We start from the raw sequence: 24369 nt of genomic DNA, 5'->3' as shown, positions 1-24369 counted from the left end.
TCCTGTGGATTTGTAATCCAAACTACAGGCTATTGAAAATAATTTTATGCTATCTTTAAATATGAGATTTCCATTTATTGTATTATCAATTTTAGCAATTCATCTTTCATCATTTGCGCAAATAGCAAAAACCATTCATCAAAATGCAATTGTGATAGATACGCATGGCGATATTTTTTTCAATCAAATTAAATCCGGAATTGACGTAGGCAAGTTACAGCCAAAAGGCAATTTCGACTTGGTGCGGGCAAAAAAAGGCGGTTTGGATGTTCAGTTTTTTTCCATTTGGTGCGATGAAACCGGAGGATATGCTTTGGCAAATAGAGAAATCGATTCACTTTATAATTTGATTAAAAGATATCCAAAACGAATTGGGTTGGTAAAGAATGGAGCAGAGCTGGAAAATGCCATAAATCAAAATAAGCTTGCAGCCATGATTGGTGTTGAAGGTGGGCATATGATTGAAAATCGTTTGGACTATATCGATAGCTTGGCAAAAAGGGGAATGGCCTATTTAACACTTACCTGGAACAACAGCACCTCATGGGCAAGTTCGGCTGCAGAGGAAACTTCTGGGAAAATAAAGCCCGAAAATGCAGGTTTGAACGATTTCGGAAGACAAGTTGTTAAGCGGTTAAACAAGTTAGGCGTTTTGGTTGATCTTGCTCACGTTGGCGAAAAAACATTTTATGATGCCATAGCAACAACCACAAACCCCATAATTGTATCACATAGTTGTGCTTATGGGATTAATCCAGTTCCGAGGAATTTGAAAGATGATCAAATTAAGGCTGTAGCAAAAAATGGAGGTGTAATCTGCGTGAATTTTTATAGCGGTTTTTTAGATTCTTCCTATAATTCAAAACAAAAGGCTTTCTTAGCTAAATACGATGTCGAGTTGAAATCTTTAACCGAAAAATTAGACAAAAGCTCAGCAATTGACACACTAATTGCTCATCATCAGGCAGATGCCGATGCTATAAGGCCACCCATTTCATTAATAATCAAACACATCAATTACATCGTAAAGTTGGCTGGAATAAATCATGTCGGGTTAGGTGCGGATTTTGACGGTGCAGAATCTTTTCCATTGGGTATGAATAGTGTTGCAGATTATCCTAAAATTACCGAAGAATTGTTAAAAAATGGTTATTCCGAAACAGACATTAGGAAAATTCTCGGTGGCAATGTAATTCGATTGATCAAAGAAAATAAGGGGTGATTTCCAGTTTTTTCGCTATAAATAATGGTTTATCTTGAGAATAATTTTAATGAAAATATTGAGAGCAAATTACGATATATCATTGCTAGAAATGGATTACCTAGCAAAACAAGCGAATTCAAAAAAACGCAAATTGTCCCTAGAGGAAATGAGAAAACAAGTTTTAGCATTGAAGAACAAGAGTATCTTAAAATAAAGAATAATAATTCTTATCGAAACTGTCGTTATGTATAATCACAACGCAATTAATCTTTACCATTAGATGATTTTGATTTTATAGAAATAAGATCAGCATATTTCAAACGTATAAATCTCAATGTTAATAAGTAAACTATGTTGACAATGCGTACTTGCTGATCATTATTTAAAGACTTAAATTTGTACTCCAATTAATGAATTTCAAACACACAATATAATGTCACAAGAAAACGAACACGTTCAGTGTTTAATTATAGGTTCTGGTCCGGCGGGTTACACAGCTGCAATTTATGCAGCCAGAGCTGATTTAAAACCAATTATGTACACAGGCATGCAAGCTGGTGGGCAACTTACGCAAACCACTGATGTTGAGAATTTTCCAGGTTACCCGCAAGGAATTATGGGGCCTGAAATGATGGAAGATTTCCGTAAACAGGCAGAGCGTTTCGGTACCGATATCCGTTTTGGCTACATCAGTTCAGTAGATTTTTCATCAACTCCACATAAGGTTGTGGTTGATGAAATTAAAACGATTACTGCTGACACTGTAATTATTGCAACAGGTGCTACGGCTAAATGGTTAGGTTTACCGAGTGAGCAACAATATAATGGTTTTGGCGTTTCAGCATGTGCTGTTTGCGATGGTTTCTTTTTCAAAGGACAGGATGTAGCAATTGTTGGTGCTGGAGATACCGCGGCAGAAGAAGCTACCTATTTAGCGAAGCTTTGTAAAACCGTGCATTTATTGGTTCGTAGAGATGAGTTTAGAGCTTCAAAAGCGATGGTTAGTCGTGTTTTGGCAACTCCAAATATTATTGTGCATTACAATACCGAAACTCAGGAAATTCTAGGGAACGGCAAAAATGTAACTGCTGTTAAAGTTTTAAATAACAAAACCAATGTAGAATCTGATATCGCTGTTGAAGGTTTCTTCGTAGCCATTGGTCATAAACCAAATACCGATATTTTTAAAGGTCAGTTGGATATGGACGAAACTGGTTATCTTTTAACCAAACCAGGTTCTACCTTAACTAATGTAGAAGGTGTTTTCGCATGTGGCGATGTTCAGGATATGTATTACAGACAGGCCGTAACTGCTGCGGGTTCTGGTTGTATGTCTGCTTTAGATGCCGAAAGATATTTAGCAGCAAAAGAACATCCGATAGAGGCATAAAAATAATTTTATCATAATACTTGAAAGAGAAATCAGAAAATGGTTTCTCTTTTTTTATGTCTTAAATTTCAAGTTTTGACAACGCTTTATTCTGTCGCTATTCGGATTGTCAAAAATTAAGATGGAAAAAAAATTGATTGCCAGAAATACAGCGAGTCAAACGTTTGATCTGTATTGTAACAAAAAAGTGAGATAAAGGAAGCTTTTCTATTCTCTATCTTGTATTAAATAATCAAATAATTATCCTAAAACTAAATTTAAATCATGAACAAAATTCTTTCGATTTTTATTTGTGCCCTAATCAGTACATCCGCTTATGCGCAGAGCGATGTAAATCTAGGCATTATTCCCGCACCGGTTTCGATAACCAAAAACAGCGGGAATTTTGTGCTTGATAAAACCGTAGTCTTAAAGTCTACAGGAACTGAGGGTGCAAAAATGAGCGACTTATTAAATGCGTTTATTGTAACAAAAGCAGGCTTTTCGTTACGGGAGGTGAAAGATTTACAAGCAAATCAGAAAGCAATTATTTTAACATCTGTTGGAGCAGATCAATTGCCAGATGAAGGTTACACCATTAAAGTAACACCAAATCAAATTTTGCTAATAGGGAAAGGAGCAGGTTTATTTTATGCCGTTCAATCGGTTATGCAGATGTTGCCAGAAAAAATAAATGATAAAATTACAATTCCGGGCGTAGACATTAATGATTACCCACGTTTTAAATATCGTGGAACGATGCTTGATGTTTGCCGACATTTTTTTTCCATCTCATTTATTAAAAAATACATCGATCAGCTGGCTTATTATAAGATTAATACCTTTCATTGGCATTTAACAGATGATCAGGGTTGGAGATTAGAAATTAAAAAATATCCAAAACTTACCACAACCGGTTCTTCAAGAAACGGGTCTATTATTGGTAACTATCCCGGTAAAGGCAATTATCTAACAGAAGCCAAAGGTTTTTACACTCAAGATGAAGCCAAGGAAATTGTGAAATATGCTGCAGACCGTTACATTACCGTAATTCCTGAAATTGAATTGCCTGGGCATGCATCAGCAGCAATTGCATCATATCCAGAATTAAGCTGTTTTCCTGATCGCGATACTTTTGTAAGCGATAAAACCCCTTGGGCTGGTAGCAAAAAAGGAAAACAAGTGCAACAAACCTGGGGCGTGTTTGATGATATTTTCGTCCCTTCAGAAAATACATTTACTTTTTTAGAAAATATTTTGGATGAAGTAATCACAATTTTCCCATCTAAATACATTCACATTGGTGGCGATGAAGCGCCGAAAACCTATTGGAAAGAATCTGCTTTCTGTCAGGATTTAATGAAAGAAAAAGGACTGAAAGATGAACATGAATTGCAGAGTTACTTTATTCAAACGATCGAAAAACATTTAAATGCAAAGGGTCGTTCTATTATTGGATGGGATGAAATTTTGGAAGGTGGGCTCGCACCAAACGCAACCGTTATGAGTTGGAGAGGTGAGCAAGGTGGAATCGCAGCCGCTCAGCAAAATCACGATGTAATTATGACGCCGGGCTCGATGGGTTTATACATCGATCACAAGCAGTCTAATTCTCCAGATGAGCCTGTAACCATTGGCGGTTTTGCTCCGTATCAAAAAATATATGCTTACGATCCAATTCCGAAAGTTTTAACAAGTGAGCAGGGGAAACATGTAATCGGTGTACAGGCGAACTTATGGACTGAATACATCAAAACTCCAGAAAAGGCAGAAAATCATGCATTTCCTCGATTGTTGGCCTTGTCTGAAATTGCTTGGAGCCCTGTTGTTCGTAAAGATCTGAAGAATTTTACTGAAGACCGTTTACCGGTACATCTAGCCAAAATGGATAAAGCCGGAATTAATTTTTGGATACCCACACCAATTGGTCAAAGTGACAAACCGCTTAATGGCGGAGAGTTTACAATTGATTTAAAGGTTCCCATCAATGGTGGAAAAATTTATTATTCTTTAGATGAATCCCGCCCTTCGGAAAATGCATTTTTATATACAAAACCTTTTAAGGTTGTAGTTCCACAAGGAGAAAAAAGAACCTTAAAAACGATAGTTGTTGCTCCAAGCGGGAGACGAAGTGTTGTAGTTGAGACACTTCTTAATAATGGCTCGCCCGATGTTAAAGCTGAAGCAAAGAAATAAAAAACCTTTTGTTTTGAAGGTGTAAATCCTTAATTTGGGACAAACAAAATGTCCCACACAAAATGAAAACTAAGAAAAGTACATTACAGCATCTTTTGTTAATAACAGGGGTGCTGTTTTGTTTTGCCTGTACAGAAGAGAAACCCGCAGAAATAAAAACAGAAGCCGTTAAAGTTGAAAAAAATCCTTTTCGGTATTACAAGGATATTGAAGTAAAACCAGGATTGAATTTTGAAGTGGTAAGTTGGGGAAAAGGAGTAGATTCAATTGGCGGTTACCAGATATTGATGTCAGATTCTGTACACAATAATTTTAAATCTACTGCCGTAGAGCGTAAGGGAATTATGACCGATGTTTGGAATATGGATTTAGATAACGATGGAAATCCGGAGCTGTATATAGAGCTTTTGAGTAAAAAAAATATCTCCGATCTTAATGTATTTGAATATTCTGGTGGAAATTTTAATAAAATAGGATTTCCTTCGTTAACATCGAACCAAAAGAAAGGTTATAACGGGAATGATAAATTCTTTATAAAAAATGGAGATCTCTTCCGATCATTTCCAATAACCGATCCTGCTGATAGCACTAAGAAAATTGTTAAAACTTACCAATATAAACTGAGTGGAAACAGTTTTTCTACTACCGAAATAAAACCTGAATAAAAGAAATGGGCGAAGAAAATCCAAGATTTTCAATTGTAGATAGAATAAAAAGTTTTAAGCATGCTTTTAATGGCCTCAAATTTTTTTTTCTAAACGACCATAATGGGAGGGTTCATTTTTTTGCCGCGATACTTGCCATTGGCCTGTCTTTTTACCTAGAACTCTCCGGCTTGGAATGGATTGCCATACTCTCCGTAATATCAGCTGTAATTGTTGCGGAAATTATAAATACCTCTATAGAAAAACTTGCAGATGTTGTTTCTGTCGAATATCATCCAAAAATTAAGATTGTTAAGGATTTGGCAGCAGCGGCGGTTTTGTTGTGTGCATTTTTGGCCGTAGCAGTTGGTGGAATTATATTTATACCAAAATTATTTTTTTAACTCAGCAAGTGCTGCTTTAGATTCATTCATTTTATCTTGGATAATTACATCCCATCTGCCCTGCATTTTATGGTTGCTGCCGTGTTCGGTTTCTTCATCATAATTCTTTTGCATGGTATCAAAAAAATCACTTATCTGATTGGCAAGATCGGAAATCTGCGTTTTATAATTTTTAATTGAATAATTTCTATTTTTCAGTACCCTATCCGCCTCTAATAGTAATATATACTGAATATTAACATGTCCCTGCTCGTGATGAAGCAGGTTTGCTCTGGTTTCAGGATCTTTTATTCTGTCCCATTTTACCCACGATCTATCTTTATCTATACTGATTTCATTTTTTAAATTAATTACAACCCTATTGCGATAGGTGGTAGATGCATAACTATATTTCCATGTCATGGCGGTTAGCGCAAAAAAAGGAGAGCGCACATCGGCCTTGCCCTTAAAATAAGTTTCCCAGTCTAACTGAACAGGTTCGGTAAACTCTTGCTTAAAAGCAGTACATGGCAAAGCCAGCAAAAAAAGTATTGGAATTATTAGTTTTTTCATCAGTAATTTCTGTAACGAAAAAACCGTGCCTAAAATTATTCTGGGGTAGAAATCTGTCCGGTTATGCGCTCAAATTTTTCAATTAATAAGGAAATTCTTTCTTTTTCGCGTTTCATAACAGCCTTTCTTAAAAGTGTAGAGCAGAACAAGATCCAAAGAAAAGTAACTGCTACGGCTAATACTTGTTGAAAAAAGTTTAATCTGGGCAGAATTTCGATAAATGTAAAAATGAAACCCAACGATAGGGCAGTGGTGTAGAACCAATACATTTGATTGTAAAGGCGATAACGATTTAACTGATACGTTTTTAAGCCTTGCAAAAATTCTTTTGGGTGAGCTGTAAAATCATTTCTGGAAATTAATTTATAATCTCGGTATAAAATTATTGTAGTTGATAAGATGGCTACCAGAAAAATTATAAAGCCAGCATGTGTGGTCCAAGATTCGTACTCGTAAAATAACCATACACCTGCAATGGCAATAAAAGATACCAGCATACCTAAAATGTTTAAAGCCGACTTTAGCTTTATTCCATTAACCTCTTTCTTAGCCTGTTGCAACATTTCATCAGCAGAAAACCTAACTTCTACCTCGTGCTTTTGCCACAACTCCTGTATTTGATCAAACGCTTGCATACTGGTTATATAGTTCTGTTAATTTTTGTTTAATGCGATGAATTTTTACCCTCAAATTACCCTCGCTAATGCCAGAGATATCTGCTATTTCATGATAAGGTAATTCATCAAGTACCATAGTAATAATCAAACGGTCGTTTTCTTCGAGTTTGGAAATACAAGTGTACAAAAGCGCAACCTGTTCGTTTTTTTCTGAAAACTCTTCAATTTTATTTTCAATTATATTGTCTGTAAGTTCATCTTTAGCCTGTCTCTTTTCCGATCTTAAATAAGTTAAACAAGTATTTACGGCAATTCTGTAAATCCAGGTCGAGATAAGCGATTTGTTTCTGAATTTATCGAGATTCTGCCAAACTTTTAAAAATGTCTCTTGCAAAAGATCGTTAGCTGCATCGGTATCGCCTGTATAGCCATAACACAAATGGAATATTTTCTTGGAATTCGAATCGAAGATTTCCTTAAATAACTTGTCTTTTTGTTCCATTTAAATTGTTGAGGTTGCTTTTTAGATTTTGCTGAGGATGGTTTGTTACAGCAGATTTCAAAAATAGAATAAATTTAACAGGGTATGAAATCAAAATTTGTTACGCAAGCTAAATATCGTAGTTTTACCAAATTAACGGGGCCACAAACTTTTATTATTCATGAAGAAAAACAAACTCACGCTATTTATTTTTATTGCGCTGATTGCAGGTATTGCATTAGGCTATGTTTTAAACGTTAATTCAATTGATGTTTACAATCAGAATATTCTTAATGCTGATGCCAAGGTTAAAAGTATCGAAGTTAGTATCGCTAAATCTACCGATACGACTACCACTGCTTTTACGCAATTAAAAGCCGAAAAGAAAGCTAACACTAAAATTAAAAGAGAAAACGAAGAAATTCGCGAAAAGAAGCTTGAATACTTTACACTTTTAAGTGATATTTTTCTCCGCTTAATTAAAATGATTGTAGCACCACTGGTATTTACAACCCTTGTTGTTGGTGTGGCAAAAGTTGGCGACATTAAGGCTGTCGGCAGGATTGGTGGTAAAACACTGGGCTGGTTTTTAGCCATGTCCTTAATGTCATTAGTTTTGGGTTTAATCTTGGTTAATTTATTCGAACCTGGAAAACACATGAAATTAACACTTCCCGATCAATTGGTGAATACTGGAATTCAAAGAGCGTCGATGAGCGTTAAGGATTTTATTGCGCATGTTTTTCCAAAGAGTATTGCTGAATCGATGGCAACAAATGAGATTCTGCAAATTGTTGTATTCTCTCTTTTCTTTGGTGTGGCAACTGCTGCTATCGGAGATTTGGGTCAGATTGTGATTAAAGCTTTTGATGCAATTGCTCACGTAATTTTAAAAATGACGGGTTATGTAATGAATTTTGCACCACTTGCGGTTTTTGGAGCCATGACTGCAATTGTGGCCAAGCAGGGTTTAAATGTTTTAAATACTTATGCGATTTTTATTGGCGAGTTTTATTTTGGCTTAGCAATTCTTTGGGCCGTACTTATATTTTTAGGGTTTTTAATTCTAAAGAAACGCGTCTTCCGATTGGTGAACGATATGAAAGAACCTGCTATTTTGGCTTTTAGTACAGCAAGTAGCGAAGCAGCCTATCCTAAAACGATGATGCTTTTAGAACGATTTGGTTGTAAAGATAAAATTGTAAGTTTTGTGCTTCCTTTGGGTTATTCTTTCAACCTCGACGGATCGATGATGTACATGACGTTTGCTTCATTGTTTATTGCGCAGGCATATGGTATTCATTTAGGTTTCGAACAGCAGATTTCTATGCTCTTGATTTTAATGCTTACCAGTAAAGGTATTGCTGGTGTTCCACGAGCATCTTTAGTGGTAATTGCAGGTACAATTGCAAGTTTTAATATTCCTGAAGCTGGCTTAGCACTGTTAATCGGTATTGATCCGCTTTTGGATATGGGCCGATCTGCAACAAATGTTGTTGGTAATAGCATAGCAACTGCTGTGGTAAGTAAGTGGGAGGGCGAACTTAAAGAAAGCTAAAATATTCAGTCTTGAGCTTAAAGCCCGCTTTTGTGGAATATATGATTTTAGGATGTTTAGAACATCAATTAAATTTTTAAGCTTTGTAGTCTTTAAAACAATAAACTTAATTATTCACTTATTCAATAGTTATTTCCGTGTCGAACAAAGGAAAAAAAATATTCTTAGCGCTTTCCATCATCGTTCCGATGATTATTTACTGTTACATTTATTATAAACCAATCATTCAGAATGCACCTTTCCGCAAAAATGATTTTGTATCTATGCAGTTTAGTTGGGGCGTAAAAGATACTTTGGAGAATCACTACAACTCGGTTACTGGCGATTACCAATATGTGAATGCTCAGGATTCGACAGTTAAAAAACAGGTTTTCCTAAAAAGCGACGATATCCTTTTCATGCATAGTAAGGCAAACGAAATTGGTCTTTGGAATTTTCCCGATACCATTGGCAAAAAAAGTGCAAAATCTATGGCGGTTCCGCGTTACGATATGACCTTTAATTATAAGGAAAAATCAAAGCACGTTGTTCTGTATGGCGATTTTGATGGAAATCCAAAACTTTTGGACGCAGCGGTTCAAATGAGAAAAGTAATAGAAGAAACCATTAATCAAGCTGAGAAAAGAAGCGGAAAGTAGGTTAATTCAGCATCTCTCCGTAATATAGATTTTATAGTCCATTAAATATTATGGGCATTGAGAAAATGTAAAACTTGGCATTTTCTTAATGCCTTTTCCTTTTTGAAAGTAAGGCATTCGGTGCAGAAGATACGCAGTAGAAATTATCCCGAAAATATTTTCAATATGTGTTTGTGTGTTAATAGTATTTGTTCTATATTTGCACCTCGTTAAATAAAAATTATAAAACTAATATTTAAACAATGTACGCAATAGTAAATATAGCAGGACAGCAATTTAAAGTTGCTAAAGACCAGCACCTTTTTGTACACAGATTGCAAGGAGATGAAGGCGCTAGTATTGAATTTGATAATGTATTGTTGGTTGATAATGGTGGTGCAATCACTGTAGGAGCTCCTGCAGTTAAAGGTGCTAAAGTTTCAGCTAAGATCGTATCTCATTTAAAAGGTGATAAAGTAATTATTTTCCACAAAAAACGTAGAAAAGGTTACAAAAAGAAAAATGGTCATCGCCAGTTTTTCACTAAGATTCAGATTTCTGACATCACTCTATAATTAATTGTTAACCCAATCATTCTCTTTTTAGAGATTGAAAAAAATATAAAATCATGGCACACAAAAAAGGAGCCGGTAGTTCGAAAAACGGACGTGAATCGCATAGTAAGCGTTTAGGTATTAAAGTTTTCGGTGGTCAATTAGCTATCGCAGGAAACATTTTAGTACGTCAACGCGGTACAAAACATCACCCAGATAAAGGTGTTGGTATTGGTAAAGATCATACTTTATTTGCTTTGGTTGATGGTACTGTAGTTTTTAGAAAAAAAGCTGATAACAAATCTTACGTTTCAATTCTTCCTTATGTTGAAACTGAAGTTGTTGCAGAACCAGTAAAGAAAGCACCAGCAGTTAAAAAAGAAGCTGTAGCTAAAGAAGTTGTTGCTGAAGAAGCACCAGTAGCTAAAAAAGCACCTGCTAAAAAAGCAACCAAAAAAGAAGAAACTACTGAAGAAGCTGCACCAGCAGAATAATTAGTATTAAAATTATAGAAAAGGCTTTCTGATTTATTTCAGGAAGCCTTTTTTTGTACCACTTTTTTTACACCGTTAAAATCTGTTAAATAACATTTTTTAACAAAGCATCATAATACATTAGCGCAATTAATAACACAAACAATTGCGATGAATATTAAAGTACTTTGCCTTGCCATAGTTTACTCTTTTGTTGGATTATCTACTTTAAAAGCCCAAGAAGTTGAAGATAATATGCGAATGACGAAACCGTTTAAAGCTGACGGAATCTCAAGCGAATGGAATGAACCGTTAAATGAATACAATACCGATACCAAGCTTGCTTTTGCCCTGGCAAACGATGATAAGAACTTATACATAGTTATCGAATCGCTTGATCCCCAAACTACATTCAGTGTTTTAAGAGGCGGTATAACCTTAAACATAAATACGGAAGGCAAAAAGAAAACCGGAATCAATCTTGTTTTTCCATTAATGGAAAGGCCACCAATGCCAAAAGATGGAGAATCGCCTAAAAAGGAATTAACTAAAATGCCTTCAGAAAAGAGAGGAGAGTTGCCACATGATTTTACAGGAATGAACAAAACGATCCGAGTTTCTGGTTTTAAAAATATTTCGGACGGTGATTTACCGCTTGAAAATAATTATGGCATTGAAGCAGGTATGACCATTAAGCCTAACCGGGATTTAATTTATGAAATCAGTATTCCACTTGCACAATTACAGGTAGATCCGGAAATGAAAAAACCTCTTGTTTATAACATCAAAATCAATTCACCAGAAAAATCTAACTTTAAAAGAGAAGGCGGTGCCGAAGGTGGCGGTAAACCTGGAGGTAGAGGTGGTATGGGCGGAGGTCATGGTGGAGGAATGGGCGGTGGCGGAAAAATGGCCGGAGGTATGGGTGGTGGCCGTGGCGGTCAGCGACCACCAGAAGGTAGTGGAAATGAAAGTAAATCATCTGATTTCTGGATCAAATTTAAACTAGCAAAAGCTTAACCCAAAAAACAACATGTATATGAGCAGGTTCTAAAATTAGAGCCTGCTTTTTTTTAATACTCTCTAGCCATTAATTGTGTTGTTAAAGCTAAAAGATTTGATTTAGCGTTTTCACTAACATTTATTTGTGCAAATACTTTCAAAGCCTTATCCAAGTAATTGTTCATGCTTTCCTTAGCAATATTCTGAATACCCAAAGCATCGTAAACACCTTTAACAGCCTCTACTTTTTCTTTGCTATCAAATTCTCTGTAATCGGTCCAAGTTTTAAGTGTATGCTTAATTTCGCCATTGGCCAGCTCAAATGCTTTTAGCAAAAGGAATGTTTTTTTATTGGCAATGATATCGCCACCAACCTGTTTTCCAAATTTTTCTGGATCTGCATAAACATCCAAAATATCATCTTGAAGCTGAAAGGCAATTCCAATGTTCTCTCCAAATTGATAGATTAAATCGGCATCTTTCTCTGAGGCACCAGCTATAATAGCGCCTAATTTTAAAGCTCCACCCAATAAAACAGCGGTTTTTAAACGGATCATGTTGATGTATTCATCAATACCTACATCATCTCGCTGCTCAAATTCCATGTCCAACTGTTGGCCTTCGCAAACACCCTGTGCAGTAGCATTAAAAGTATCCAAAACATCTTTCAAAAAGATTGGATTAACTTTAGCCAGATTTTTGTTTGCTTCAACCATCATCACGTCCCCACTTAGAATTGCTGTATTCGTACTCCATTTTTCGTGTACGGTTGCCTGGCCTCTACGTAATGGTGCATTATCCATAATATCATCGTGTACTAAGGTGAAATTGTGAAAAACTTCTATAGCCATTGCCGCGTGGATCGAATTGATGGCATCCTTTCCGAAAAGTTCGGTTGCCATCAATACCAATAGTGGGCGAATCCGTTTTCCGCCAAGATTTATAATATAGGTTATCGGATCGTAAAGCTGTTTTGGCTGATCTGGGAACTTAAGATTTTTTATTGCTGTTTCTAAAAGTTTTTGGAGCTGTTCTATTGTTTGCATGTAAAATGGTTGCGGTAACGCTGTGCCTATAAGCACAAATGGTTTTAATATTTAATCGGGAATTAGGGTAAAATCTATCTGGCGTTTAGAAAGATCAACTTTCTTCACTCTAATCATTACTTCATCACCTAATTGGTATTTTTTCTTTTTTCTTTGTCCTACAATGCAGTAGTTTTTTTCATCCAGTACATAAAAATCATCGGAAATATCTCGTAAGCGAATCATTCCCTCGCATTTATTTTCTTCTATTTCTACATACATGCCCCATTCGGTTACGCCCGAAATAATGCCTTTGTAAACAGAACCAATATTGTTTTCTAGATATTCTGCCTGTTTGTATTTAATAGATGCTCTTTCGGCTTCAGCAGCTCTTTTTTCCATAGCGGAAGAATGGGCTGAGGCAACCTCGTAAAATTCTGCATCAGCAGATTTTTCGCCATCAAGGTAAGTTTGGAGTAAGCGATGTGCCATCACATCGGGATATCGGCGAATGGGCGAGGTAAAGTGCGTGTAGTATTCAAAAGCCAATCCGTAATGACTGGTTTTCTTAGTGGTATAAATTGCCTTCGCCATTGAGCGAATGGCCAGTGAGGTTAAAATATTTTGTTCTTTTTTGCCCTCAACATCAGCCATTAAATAATTTAACGACTTTGCGATTTCCTTATCAGATTTTGTATTGATTTTGTAACCAAATCTAGAAGCAAAAGTTGCAAAAGTATTTAAGGTTTCCATATTTGGAGAATCGTGAACTCGATAAACGAATGTAAGTTTCTTTTCTCCTTTTACCTTTTTAGCTACGTATTCTGCCACTTTTCTGTTTGCAAGAAGCATATAATCTTCAATGAGCTTATGGGCATCTTTACGCTCCTTAACATATACACCAATAGGTTTTCCAGATTCGTCCAATTTAAACTTAACTTCGGTGCTTTCGAAACTGATTGCCCCATTTTTAAATTTACGATCGCGTAATATGTAAGCGAGTTCATTCAGTTTTTCAATTTCTTTTGCATAATCTCCTACTTTAGTTTCGATTACTTCTTGAGCTTCTTCATAGCTAAATCTTCTATCCGAATGAATTACCGTTCTGCCATACCATTCGTTAACAATATTTGCCTGTTCATCCAATTCAAAAACAGCTGCGAAACAAAGTTTATCTTCATGCGGACGAAGTGAACACACGCCATTACTCAATCTTTCTGGAAGCATTGGAATTACCCGATCTACCAAATAAACTGATGTTGCACGGCTGTAAGCTTCCTTGTCCAGCTCTGTTCCCTGAATTACATAATGAGAAACATCTGCAATATGGACACCAATTTCATGGTTTCCATTTGCTAACTTCTGATAAGAAATTGCGTCATCAAAGTCTTTTGCATCAGCTGGATCTATCGTAAAAGTTAATACTTTTCTAAAATCCTTACGTTTGGCAATCTCATCTGCTGGAATTTCTTCTGGAATTGCATTGGCTTCTTTTTCTACCTGTGGAGGAAACGATAATGGAAAACCATATTGAGCCAAAATGGCATTCATTTCGGTATTGTTCTCACCCTGATCGCCCAATACATGCTTAACAACACCAATTGGATTTTTTGCGCCTTCTGGCCAATCTGTTAAGGAAACCAAAACCCGCTGACCATTTTTTGCACCAAGAATATCAGCAAGAGGCACAAAAATATCGTGCATCATTTTCTTGTCATCAGCAATTACAAAAGCAAAACGATCGGATATTTTAATTACGCCAGTAAAGTCGGATTTTGCTCTTTTGATGATTTCGATAACTTCGCCATCGTTTTTACGACCGCTTTTTTTAGCGAAAACATATGCTTTAACGGTATCGCCATGAAGGGCATTTTTAAGTTTTCTGGGCGCAACAAAAACATCTTTCTCAAATTCATCTTCAGGAACGATATAGGCAGAACCATCTGCAGTCATATCAACCCGACCGATGATAAAGTTTTGAAGGTCTTTCAATTTAAATTTTCCTTTTTCAGGCTCAAGATAAATGCCTGCACCTTTACCTTCTTTTAAGATTTCTAGAATGGTTTCTCTAGATTCCTGATCATTAAGATTAAGTTTGGCAGAAACCTGTTTGTAGTTAAGTACCTGATTGCTATTTTTTTCAAAAACATCGCTAACAAGTTGATTCAGAACTAATTTTATATTTGCAGATTTTTTCTTTGCCATACGCTAAACTCAATTTATCGAAGATACAGAAAAGATGTAAAGGATGGTTAATGTAAGATGGAAAATGGATGATGAATGACGGAAATGTATGTAAAATTAAAAAGTTAAAAAACGGGGGATAGAGTGGCAAAACCATCCATCACCCACCTTACATAATACATTTACCTTACGTGCCCGGAATGGCGTCAATTAATTTCTTGGTATAATCTGCCTTTGGCGCATAAAAAATTTGTTCTGAAAAGCCTTCTTCTTCGATTTTTCCTTTATTCATAACTAAAATTCTATCTGAAATGTGTTTAACCACAGCCAAATCATGCGAGATAAAGATATAGGTTAATCCAAATTCTCTTTGAAGATCTCGGAGCAAGTTAAGTACTTGAGCTTGAACAGAAACATCCAGAGCGGATACCGATTCATCACAAATGATAAATTTAGGTTCTAGCGCCAATGCCCTTGCAATTACAACGCGTTGACGCTGGCCTCCGCTAAACTCGTGCGGATAACGGTTAAAATGCTCTCCTTTTAAACCAACTTTCTCCAGTAATTCTAAAACTCTTTTTTTTCTATTCGCATCATTGTTAAAAAGATTATGAACCTGTAGAGGTTCAAGAATAGATTGGCCAATACTTAGCTTAGGATTTAAGGAGGCATAAGGATCTTGAAAAATGATTTGGATATCTTTTCTGAGTTTCCTTAGTTCTGCCTTGCCAATCTTTGTAATGTCTTGACCATTAAAAATAATATTACCAGATGTTGGCTCAATTAACCGCAAAATTGTTCTCCCCAAGGTTGTTTTTCCACAACCTGATTCTCCAACCAAGCCTAATGTTTCACCTGGGAAAACCTCGAAATTTAATTGATCAACCGCTTTTACAAAATCTGTTGTTTTACCAAAAAAACCGTTATTTATTGGATACCACTTACATAGGTTTTTGACCTGTAGTAAGGGTTTTTGCTCATATAATTTACTTCTTCTTAAGGCAATTTCATCGCTTGTTATTTGGTTCGAAGCCTGTAGATGAGCGGAAGCATCCTTAATTTCGCCAGTAAGAAAATCGGCAACAACTGGTAGTTTTTTTAATTGAAGAGCAGGGGATGGGCGACAGGCCAACAATCCTTTTGTGTAGGGATGCTGAGGGTTCTCGAAGATGGATTGTGCTAATCCCTGTTCTACAATTTCGCCTTTATACATTACGGCTACCTCATCAGCAATTTCATTCACCACGCCTAAATCGTGCGAGATAAAAATCATAGCCATATTTCTTTCTTCTTTTAGCTTAAGCAACAATTGAAGAATAGTTTTCTGAACAGTGACATCTAATGCTGTAGTGGGCTCATCAGCAATCAAGAGTTTTGGATTACAGCTCAGTGCCATTGCAATCATAACCCTTTGCTTTTGTCCACCAGAAATTTGATGCGGATAACTTTCGAATATTTTTTCGGGTCTTGGTAATTGTACTTCGTTAAACAGAGCGATGGTTTGTTTTTTTGCTTCGACTTTGCTTACTTTTTGATGTAAAATAATAGCTTCTGCAACCTGCTCGCCACAGGTAAAAACGGGGTTTAAAGAAGTCATTGGCTCCTGAAAAATCATCGAAATCTGATTTCCTCTAAACTGTCTGATCTCGTTCGAGCTTAAATTTAGCAAGCTGATGTTTTCGAAATTGATATCGCCGGTAATTTTTGCTGACCTTTCATCATGCAAACGCATAATAGAAAAAGAAGTTACTGATTTCCCTGAACCAGACTCGCCAACAATGCCCAAAACTGTACCTTTTTTAACATTAAAACTGATTTTTTTTACGGCTTTGAACCAAGATTTTTCATCCTGATTATAAAAATCGATACTTAGGTCTTCTACGTTTAACATTAAATTTTTGAAATAATAATTTCTTTAGAGCCACCTTCTAAACTATTGTATTCATCAAAATGATAGTGACATCCTACGGGAGACTCATCTTGTGCCAACAAAAGCAATTGTTTTGCAAGGGATATTAAGCCAGCTTTGTTGGCTTTGACCTGTATTTGATTCTCAATTATTTCTGTTTTAATTGAAAATCCATCCTCCCAATTATATGGTAATCCTTTTTCCGAACTGTATGTAGGGATGTTTAATTTTAATTCAATCATCATTACGCTACAATTGTAATGTTTTCGGCTGAAATTATATCCATCCCTTTAAACTTTAATAACACTTGTGCTGTTGTAACTACATCTTTCTGACAATAGGTTACAATTCTATCGAGGTTTTGCTCTTCGTAATAAACCTGCCTTACCTGACTTCCGTCAATATCATCTTTAGGCGTAGGAATGTTTAAAATTGCTGCCAATAAATTTAAAGAAGTATAGTGCTTATAATCGCCGAATTTCCACAGCTCCATAGTATCTAAGTGATTTACTTCCCAAGGTTTTTTGCCAGAAATTTGCAGTTGACTTGGAATTTCTATGCCATTGATCAATAATCTTCTGCATAAATATGGATAATCGAATTCCTTTCCATTGTGTGCGCAAAACATTAGTGTCGGTACCTGTTTTTCTAAAAGCATAGCGAACTGTTCTAAAATTTCCTTTTCATCATCACCGTAGATCGATTTTATTCTTAATGAATAAGCTTTGTCCTGATAGCTGAAAATCCCTAAACTAATGCAGATGATTTTGCCAAATTCTGCTAAAATACCAGCCTTTTCGTAAAATTCCTCTGCGCTTTGGTCTGAAGATCTTTGAAAATGGGTTTTTAATTCCCAAAGTTCCTGAAGGTGAGGCGGAACATCATTAAATGAGGCGTATTGAGGAACAGTCTCGATATCGATAACCATTACCTGACTTAAATCTAGACTTTTTAGCATAAAACAAGATACTAATTTTCTAAATAACCAAATAAGAATTATCAATTTTCATCCTAAATAGATAAGCTCTTAATACCATAGAATTTTATAGATTTGAATATGGCTAAAAGTAAATTTGAACAATCATTAGAAGATGGCCCACACAAGCAACTTCTAAACTTAATAGGCGAATGGAAAGGCAATACCAAAACTTGGTTTGAAGCAGATGTCTTATCAGATGAATCGGCCTCGAAAGCCGTTGTTTCTGCTATTTTGGGCAATCGTTTTATTTCTTTTGATTATGATGGGAGTTTGGATGGAAAGGTTTTTGAAGGTAAAATGATTATTGGATTCGATATTCCATATCAGAAATTTACGGCAAGTTGGATAGATAGTTTCCATATGGGAACTCAAATTATGCTTTCGAGTGGCAATGCGACAGAGAAAGGTTTTTCAATTCTTGGTACATATGGTAGTCCTGAATATGGCGACCAGCTTTGGGGATGGAGAACCACACTCGAAATTGTAAGTGATAATGAGATTATTTTGACTGCTTATAATATTTCGCCAGAGGGTGAAGAAGCTAAGGCAACAGAAACAATTTACAAAAGAGTTGTATTATAAGGATTTAATAGATATTAAAATAATGTTGGTGGGGTATTACCATTGGCCATTACAGGAATCTTTAAATCAGTTCCAACGGCTTTGTTTAACTTTTCTGTGAAATATGCAGAAAACAAAGGCGATGAAAGCTCCACATTCTGATGAACAAAAAAGTATAAATTTTCCAGTCCTTGATTTTTCCATTCCACTATTCTTTCGATCCAGTCATCCAGGCGTTTTTTGTCAATTTCATCAACATTAGCACCAACAAATCTAACAAATGCAGTAGGTGTGGTTAATCGCATGTGCAACATATCTCTTCGCCCAGCAGTATCCACAATAATATTTGTAATTCCGTTATCTTCAAATAATTGTGCAAATTCATTTGCAATTGCAGCATTCGAAAACCATTCACCGTTTCTTACTTCAACACCTAGCGGAATTACTTTTGGGAATTCTGAGATTACAATTTTTAATCTTTCAAAATCTTTTGGTTTGAAATTATCATGTAATTGAAGAAACGCCATACCAAGTTTATCTTCAAAATTGCTAATTGCATCACAGTACTGCTCAACAGGTTCCTTAACATTAATCAGTCTTTTAAAATGACTAATCGTATTGGTTAATTTTGGAAAAAATTTAAAATCTGCAGGTGTTTTTTGAGTCCAGGTAATTACTTGCTCACTGCTTGGCATGCCGTAGAAAGTGGCATTAAGCTCAATGGAATTAAACTGAGTAGAGTAATAAGTTAATTCATCTTTTGTGCCTTTGGGATAGAAACCTTTCAAATCTGCTTTGTTCCATTTTGCGCAGCCTACATAAGCCTGAAAATTCTGTTTAGGTTTATTGGCTTTTAAAATGGCTTCCGTTTGTGGAGCATCAGCAGGAAGTGTAAAATCTATAATTGAAGGGTCGTCTACTTTACCGAATTGCATATTAATCTTTATTTATTTCAAATATATCCAAATCCCCATAGATAAGTTCCTCCATAGCATCATAAATTTTACTTTTTAATTTTTCGTAAAACTTTTTGTTTGAACAATTACCAAATTTAAGGAAAATTACTTTTGGGGGTGTTCCTTTCCATGCAACAAGTTCAGGAAAATCAGAATCTTTTGATATGACAATGACCTTTTCTTTGCTTCGGGCAAGATTGTAAACTTCAATATCTGATGTTTTATTCAATTTAAGGAAATGAAATGAAATACATTTTATATTAATTTCTTCCATTAGCCATTTGGCGATAATTGGAGAAATGTTTTCATCTAACCAAAATTCCCAATCATTCGTAAATGTATTCATCCCTGAGTTGTTTTGTACTAAAGACCAATGCGGCCTTTATATCATCAGCTTCGAGGATGGGATGTTCCTCTAAAATTTCTTTATTTGTCATTCCTGACGATAACATTTCGAGAATATCAATTACGGTAAATCGATTGCCTCTAATTGTGGGCTTGCCACCCATTAGTCCAGGGATGAATGTAATTCTTTCTAGTAATTTACTTTCCTGACTTTTCATATATTAAATATACAAATTATAATATAAAAAAAGCGCTAAGTGAAAATACTCAGCGCTATATGTTTAAACCTTGAAGTCCCCTTTGGGGGATTTAGGGGTTAATAACCCAAAATCTTCAAAACCTGCTTACTATTCTGTTCTTCTCCAAAAACTTCAAAATTGAAACTTTCATCCCGGTTTCTTCGAATTAAAACATGTTTCGGACTTGGCAATAAACAATGATGAATGCCACCATAACCACTTAAAACCTCTTGATAAGCACCTGTATGAAAGAAACCTAGATATTGTACCTTACGCGTTTTCGGCATAAATACACTGTTCATATGCGCCTCCTGGTTGTAATAATCCTGACCATCGCAGGTAATTCCACCAAGGTTCACACGCTCATATTCAGCATCCCAATTATTAATTGGTAACAAAATGTATTTTTGATTGAGCGCCCAAACATCTGGTAAGTTTGTAATAAAAGAACCATCCAGCATTAACCAACGCTCGCGGTCGTTTTGTTGTTTACGACCTAAAACTTTATATAAAATTCCTGATGCTTCAGCAACCGTGTATTTACCAAATTCGGTAATAATATCGGGTTCCATCACATCGTGGATGGCACAAATTTCTTTAATCCTTTTTACAATTTCGTTAACCATGTATTCGTAATCGAAATCAAAAACCAATGAATCTTTAAATGGCATACCACCACCAATATCAAGGGTATCTAAATCTGGATTAATTTTTTTAAACTTGCAATAAAGCGTTACATATTTCTCTAACTCATTCCAATAATATGGCGAATCGGTAATGCCAGAATTAATGAAAAAGTGCAATAACTTGACACGAAAATTCGGATTGTGAACGATTTTATTGTTGTAAAAATCAATAATATCTTCCATACGCACACCCAAACGCGAAGTATAGAATTGAGAATCCGGTTGTTCCTCTGCAGCAATTCTTATTCCTAAATTACAAGGCGTATCAATATCCACCTCATCATCAAAAAGGTTAAACTCTTCTTTGTTATCCAGTATCGGAATAATGTTTTTATAGCCATCATGCAACATATCAATAATATACTGCTTGTACTGATAGGTTTTAAAACCGTTGCAAATAATGGTTGTATCCTTGGTTAAATGGCCTTTTTTCTCTAGAGCATCAACCATTGGCATATCAAAAGCCGATGATGTTTCTAAATGGATATTATTTTTAAGCGCTTCTTCTACAATATGTTTAAAGTGCGAGCTTTTTGTGCAATAGCAATACTTATAATCGCCACGATAATTGTTTTTTAAAATGGCAGTTTGGAAAAGAATCTTCGCTTGTTGAATCTTCTTGCTCACCATTGGTAAGTATGTGAAACGTAGGGGAGTACCGTAGGTTTCAATCATTTCCATCAGGTTTAAATCCTGAAAATATAATTCATCATCTATAACATCGAAACCTTCCTGCGGAAAGCCAACACTTAGATCAAGAAATTCTGAGTAACTCTGCATTTACTTTTAAATAATTTTTGCAAAAATGTAATTTTAAATCGAGAATTAATCGGTATTGAGAATATTTTTACTGTAGAGCAACGGTTGCACTTAAGACAAATTTTTTAGTGGAATAGTTTTGAGAAGGAAAGATAGGTATAAGTAAGATTTTTACTTGAAAAGCAGGGTTCTGTACATTTGGTAAATTTCAGTCCTGCTTTCCGCTGTATCCCCGAAGAAAAATCGGGGGATGCCGCTCCAATCAGGTTTATAAAAATTCGGGTTTGTGCTACTATTTAAGTTTTAATAGCAAACCACTTTAATAAACGTCGGTTGAAACCGACGGCAAAGAAATGGAATGTGCGATAATAGCTACGCTATTTCAAAGGCAAATGAATTTCAGCAAGCATGCACCTTGCGCTACCGCCACCGTTTTTTTCTATGGTGTAAATCGGGGCATAGATGATGATGCTATATTTTTCCAGCTTTGCTATTTGCTCCGCATTTAATGATAGGTAAGCTTGTTCAGACATTACAAGTAAATGCTCTCCCTTATTATTTTCTACCTGCAACATGTTGCCTGCAAAACGGTTCATTTGGTCAAGCGAAATCTCGATTATTTCTTTTCCGCTATTTATCAAACTTAAGGCAACCTTTCCCTTTTCATCAGGATTTGGAATGGACTCCATACAAATAACCGCGAAGTTATCGCCAATGCACATCATCACATTTGTATGGTAAATAGGAAATCGGGATACATCTATCGCCTGAAACGCAATAGGGTGATAACCTGTAAGCATGCAGAAATTATTCAATACTTCTTCATCCGTACGAACACTTAAGCAAGCATAGGCAATTTTGTTAACCCTATCCAAAACCATACTTCCGGTACCTTCTAAAAAAGCATGTTGCTGTTCGTAGAAACTAATATCACTAATGTGGTTTACCTTAAATTTATCTTTTAATCCCTCTAATATTTCATTTCTGCGTTCTAACCTACGGTTTTCAGAAAACATAGGGTACAAAAAAACAGAACCATCATCATGAAAGGAAACCCAGTTATTCGGAAAAATAGAATCGGGTGTTTCCGGTTGCAAAATATCATCAACAACCGTTACATCAACATCGTTTTTTCTTAATAAATCAACAAAACCATCAAACTCGTTTAAAGCCAGGCTTTGCACATTGGTTTCGGTGGATGCAACCTGAAATTTATTGTTTCCAGCCGTTTGCTCGTTGAATTTAAAATCAACAGGGCGGATCATAAGGATGTGGTTGGTTGTTTGGCTCATTCGTTTAATAGTTCAATGGTCAATAATTTATTAGGTTACTCGTTCATTGGCTCAAAGTTTATGCGTCATACCCAATGACTAATGGACCAATGACTAATGAACCTCCTACAGATCGTCTCTCAATATGGGTAAACTCATACAGTGGAAACCACCGCGGGCACGAGATAATTCAGCCGAAGGCATTAAAATCAAGGTGTCGGTAATGGTTTCAGCATTGGCTTTGCCACTTTCTAAATCCTGAATTAAATCTTTTACATCAATAATATCAAAACCAGCATCTCTAAAGGCATCAACAGTTTTATCGTTTCTGTCGTAACCTAAAACCACACCTTCCTTAATTGCAAGCAGGTTACAAGAATCTGTCCATTGCTCTCTCGAATCGTAAGGAAAAGTGTTGTTTCCGCTATAAATAATTTTTGTTGGTTCGGTGCTTTTTAAATCGTTCTGACTAATATCATTCAACAAAGCTTCAACATGTTCAAAATGTTTAGGCTCCTGCGGATTGGCCTTTGTAAATTGAATTGCTGTAGTAGCTTCTAATTTTTCGGGTTCTTTTAAAAAATTAATTGGTTCGTAAGGGTTATATTTTGGAGAATGCGCTATTGAATTCAAAATAACCCAGGTATTGCGCTTAACTTGCGTAAAAACCGTATCCAAGTGCATGTAGTCGCGTTTACTTGGAATTTTTACCACCGTAACCTTTTCTACAACATCGTTATCAAACAATAATTTTATGGCCTCGTTTGCGCCATGTTCTGATGTACGTTCACTACAGCCAATTAACACATGGTTCGGGCTTACCATCATCACGTCGCCACCCTCTAAAGTGGTGCTAAATGCAGGTTCATCGCCAGGGCGCAAAAAGTGCATCGTAACATCAGGAATTTCTAAAATGTTATTGCGATAATTTTCAAATAATGGGTGGTTGAAGAAAATATAGCGCATTAAGAGTGTTTCGCGTACGCGGGCTTTTTTGGCCGGCTTATTTAGTAAAATGTGGTTATTGATGGTTGTACCCACATCCCGAGTGAAAATTAAATTCGGAATCGGTGCAAAAATCATCGTGTCGTTGGCCAGTGTTCCAGAAATGAAAATCTCCGCCAATTGTTTCGGGTCGGTATTGGTTAATTCTAACTGAACTTTATAAGTACAACCTTCTATAGCACAAACTGCAGCTACCAATTTCTTACGGATAGATTCGTTTTCAAGCATTTCGCTTAATAAGTTCTGAATCTCTATGACCGAGTTTGAATTATGAAAATCGGGATGATTGGGTTTGTAAAAATTACGATTATCTTCTTCCGAATCTATTTTAGAGAGCTTTCCTTGGATTTTTTCGGGGTCGAGAAAGTACATCAAAAGTTTAATGTAATAATCGTATTCACCTTTACGGATGGTATCTAAATGAACAATATCTTCAAAAAGCCAATCTTGTGCCTTGGACGGAACAACTTTGCCCAAACCACTATCCGGACTATGAATTAACAATTTACGCAACCTACCGATCTCGGTTTTTACGTTCACCTTAAAATTTTGATTTTCTTCGCTCATGAATATTTAGTTGTACAAAGCTATTTAATTTTAGAATAGTATCAAGTAGTAAGTATCGAGGATAAAGACTGAAACTATATTTGCTCAATAAATTATTTACACACATTTAAGCCACTACGCCTTAGCCCTGATCTTTAAAACCATTTCGATCTGTAACCAAACTTCGGACATTGGTCTTCCAACTATCGAACTACTTTCCGACTTTTTTCATT

At 35.8% G+C, this 24369-nt stretch carries 25 protein-coding genes; 11 read left to right on the top strand and 14 right to left on the bottom strand.

The genetic code is table 11. The features are described from left to right. Nucleotides 1-61 precede the first annotated feature (61 nt). From DF947_RS19065 to DF947_RS19040, 5 genes are all read left to right on the top strand, one after another. Nucleotides 62-1222, top strand: coding sequence for a dipeptidase (locus tag DF947_RS19065; RefSeq protein ID WP_109932281.1), 1161 nt, complete (start codon nucleotides 62-64; stop codon nucleotides 1220-1222). A 415-nt stretch (nucleotides 1223-1637) separates the two neighbouring features. Beyond that, the gene (gene trxB / locus DF947_RS19055; RefSeq protein WP_109931920.1) at nucleotides 1638-2594 is read left to right on the top strand and encodes a thioredoxin-disulfide reductase; all 957 of its coding nucleotides are present in this window, start codon (nucleotides 1638-1640) and stop codon (nucleotides 2592-2594) included. A 264-nt stretch (nucleotides 2595-2858) separates the two neighbouring features. Beyond that, the gene (locus DF947_RS19050; protein WP_109931918.1) at nucleotides 2859-4769 is read left to right on the top strand and encodes a beta-N-acetylhexosaminidase; all 1911 of its coding nucleotides are present in this window, start codon (nucleotides 2859-2861) and stop codon (nucleotides 4767-4769) included. Nucleotides 4770-4831: 62 nt separating this feature from the next. Further along, on the top strand, nucleotides 4832-5434 hold the full coding sequence (locus DF947_RS19045; RefSeq protein WP_109931916.1) for a hypothetical protein: 603 nt from the start codon (nucleotides 4832-4834) through the stop codon (nucleotides 5432-5434). A gap of 5 nt (nucleotides 5435-5439) precedes the next feature. Next, entirely contained in the window at nucleotides 5440-5817 is a 378-nt protein-coding gene (locus DF947_RS19040) for a diacylglycerol kinase family protein (RefSeq protein WP_109931914.1), read from the top strand. Here the strand turns inward: DF947_RS19040 and DF947_RS19035 are convergent. From DF947_RS19035 to DF947_RS19025, 3 genes are read right to left on the bottom strand one after another with little or no spacing between them, the layout of a single operon-like run. Beyond that, the gene (locus DF947_RS19035; RefSeq protein WP_109931912.1) at nucleotides 5806-6369 is read right to left on the bottom strand and encodes a DUF922 domain-containing protein; all 564 of its coding nucleotides are present in this window, start codon (nucleotides 6367-6369) and stop codon (nucleotides 5806-5808) included. The genes DF947_RS19040 and DF947_RS19035 overlap by 12 nt on opposite strands. A gap of 35 nt (nucleotides 6370-6404) precedes the next feature. Next, the gene (locus DF947_RS19030) at nucleotides 6405-7004 is read right to left on the bottom strand and encodes a hypothetical protein (protein ID WP_109931910.1); all 600 of its coding nucleotides are present in this window, start codon (nucleotides 7002-7004) and stop codon (nucleotides 6405-6407) included. Further along, nucleotides 6991-7488, bottom strand: coding sequence for an RNA polymerase sigma factor (locus DF947_RS19025; RefSeq protein ID WP_109924789.1), 498 nt, complete (start codon nucleotides 7486-7488; stop codon nucleotides 6991-6993). Before DF947_RS19025 ends, DF947_RS19030 begins: the two co-directional genes overlap by 14 nt. Nucleotides 7489-7648: 160 nt before the next feature. Between DF947_RS19025 and DF947_RS19020 the strand changes: the two genes are divergently transcribed. The 5 genes from DF947_RS19020 to DF947_RS19000 all read left to right on the top strand — a co-directional run bounded on the left by DF947_RS19020 (nucleotide 7649) and on the right by DF947_RS19000 (nucleotide 11689). After that, nucleotides 7649-9025, top strand: a complete 1377-nt coding sequence (locus tag DF947_RS19020) for a dicarboxylate/amino acid:cation symporter (protein WP_109931908.1) — start codon at nucleotides 7649-7651, stop codon at nucleotides 9023-9025. Between the two features lie 137 nt (nucleotides 9026-9162). Beyond that, on the top strand, nucleotides 9163-9663 hold the full coding sequence (locus DF947_RS19015) for a hypothetical protein (RefSeq protein WP_109931906.1): 501 nt from the start codon (nucleotides 9163-9165) through the stop codon (nucleotides 9661-9663). Between the two features lie 242 nt (nucleotides 9664-9905). Further along, nucleotides 9906-10217: a 50S ribosomal protein L21 gene (rplU, locus tag DF947_RS19010; protein ID WP_025146774.1), complete on the top strand. Its 312-nt coding sequence runs from the start codon at nucleotides 9906-9908 to the stop codon at nucleotides 10215-10217. Nucleotides 10218-10270: 53 nt separating this feature from the next. Beyond that, the gene (gene rpmA / locus DF947_RS19005; protein ID WP_109931904.1) at nucleotides 10271-10690 is read left to right on the top strand and encodes a 50S ribosomal protein L27; all 420 of its coding nucleotides are present in this window, start codon (nucleotides 10271-10273) and stop codon (nucleotides 10688-10690) included. Between the two features lie 150 nt (nucleotides 10691-10840). Beyond that, nucleotides 10841-11689, top strand: coding sequence for a hypothetical protein (locus DF947_RS19000; RefSeq protein ID WP_109931902.1), 849 nt, complete (start codon nucleotides 10841-10843; stop codon nucleotides 11687-11689). Between the two features lie 53 nt (nucleotides 11690-11742). Here DF947_RS19000 and DF947_RS18995 read toward each other — a convergent pair whose 3' ends face one another. From DF947_RS18995 to DF947_RS18975, 5 genes are all read right to left on the bottom strand, one after another. Beyond that, on the bottom strand, nucleotides 11743-12717 hold the full coding sequence (locus DF947_RS18995) for a polyprenyl synthetase family protein (RefSeq protein ID WP_109931900.1): 975 nt from the start codon (nucleotides 12715-12717) through the stop codon (nucleotides 11743-11745). Nucleotides 12718-12768: 51 nt separating this feature from the next. Then, a complete protein-coding gene (rnr, locus tag DF947_RS18990; RefSeq protein WP_109931898.1) occupies nucleotides 12769-14901 on the bottom strand; it encodes a ribonuclease R in 2133 nt (710 codons plus the stop codon). Nucleotides 14902-15067: 166 nt separating this feature from the next. Continuing rightward, a complete protein-coding gene (locus tag DF947_RS18985; protein ID WP_109931896.1) occupies nucleotides 15068-16771 on the bottom strand; it encodes an ABC transporter ATP-binding protein in 1704 nt (567 codons plus the stop codon). Then, nucleotides 16771-17034, bottom strand: a complete 264-nt coding sequence (locus tag DF947_RS18980; protein ID WP_205940824.1) for an Imm32 family immunity protein — start codon at nucleotides 17032-17034, stop codon at nucleotides 16771-16773. Before DF947_RS18980 ends, DF947_RS18985 begins: the two co-directional genes overlap by 1 nt. Continuing rightward, complete coding sequence (locus DF947_RS18975; protein ID WP_109931894.1) at nucleotides 17034-17747, bottom strand: 3'-5' exonuclease; 714 nt, start codon at nucleotides 17745-17747, stop codon at nucleotides 17034-17036. Before DF947_RS18975 ends, DF947_RS18980 begins: the two co-directional genes overlap by 1 nt. Before the next feature lie 99 nt (nucleotides 17748-17846). On the opposite strand from DF947_RS18975, the gene DF947_RS18970 reads away from it, so the two are divergent. Beyond that, nucleotides 17847-18350, top strand: coding sequence for a DUF1579 domain-containing protein (locus tag DF947_RS18970; protein WP_109931892.1), 504 nt, complete (start codon nucleotides 17847-17849; stop codon nucleotides 18348-18350). A gap of 14 nt (nucleotides 18351-18364) precedes the next feature. Here the strand turns inward: DF947_RS18970 and DF947_RS18965 are convergent, their stop codons facing one another. From DF947_RS18965 to DF947_RS18940, 6 genes are all read right to left on the bottom strand, one after another. Continuing rightward, nucleotides 18365-19264 (bottom strand): DUF72 domain-containing protein, encoded by a 900-nt coding sequence (locus DF947_RS18965; protein ID WP_109931890.1) that lies wholly within the window; start codon nucleotides 19262-19264, stop codon nucleotides 18365-18367. Nucleotide 19265: 1 nt separating this feature from the next. After that, nucleotides 19266-19631, bottom strand: coding sequence for a DUF5615 family PIN-like protein (locus tag DF947_RS18960; protein ID WP_109931888.1), 366 nt, complete (start codon nucleotides 19629-19631; stop codon nucleotides 19266-19268). Then, the gene (locus DF947_RS18955) at nucleotides 19612-19848 is read right to left on the bottom strand and encodes a DUF433 domain-containing protein (protein ID WP_109931886.1); all 237 of its coding nucleotides are present in this window, start codon (nucleotides 19846-19848) and stop codon (nucleotides 19612-19614) included. Before DF947_RS18955 ends, DF947_RS18960 begins: the two co-directional genes overlap by 20 nt. 98 nt (nucleotides 19849-19946) lie before the next feature. After that, a complete protein-coding gene (locus tag DF947_RS18950) occupies nucleotides 19947-21335 on the bottom strand; it encodes an arginine decarboxylase (RefSeq protein ID WP_109931884.1) in 1389 nt (462 codons plus the stop codon). Nucleotides 21336-21691: 356 nt separating this feature from the next. Beyond that, nucleotides 21692-22606, bottom strand: a complete 915-nt coding sequence (ctlX, locus tag DF947_RS18945) for a citrulline utilization hydrolase CtlX (protein ID WP_240615422.1) — start codon at nucleotides 22604-22606, stop codon at nucleotides 21692-21694. Nucleotides 22607-22711: 105 nt separating this feature from the next. Further along, nucleotides 22712-24157 carry an arginine deiminase family protein gene (locus tag DF947_RS18940; protein WP_109931882.1) on the bottom strand — a complete coding sequence of 482 codons (1446 nt, stop codon included), beginning with the start codon at nucleotides 24155-24157 and terminating at the stop codon, nucleotides 22712-22714. Between the last annotated feature and the right edge of the window lie 212 nt (nucleotides 24158-24369).

The organism is Pedobacter paludis (assembly GCF_003173575.1).
GTDB lineage: Bacteria > Bacteroidota > Bacteroidia > Sphingobacteriales > Sphingobacteriaceae > Pedobacter > Pedobacter paludis.
The sequence above is the reverse complement of the archived record's forward strand: the minus strand, read 5'-3'. Positions and strand labels throughout refer to the sequence as shown.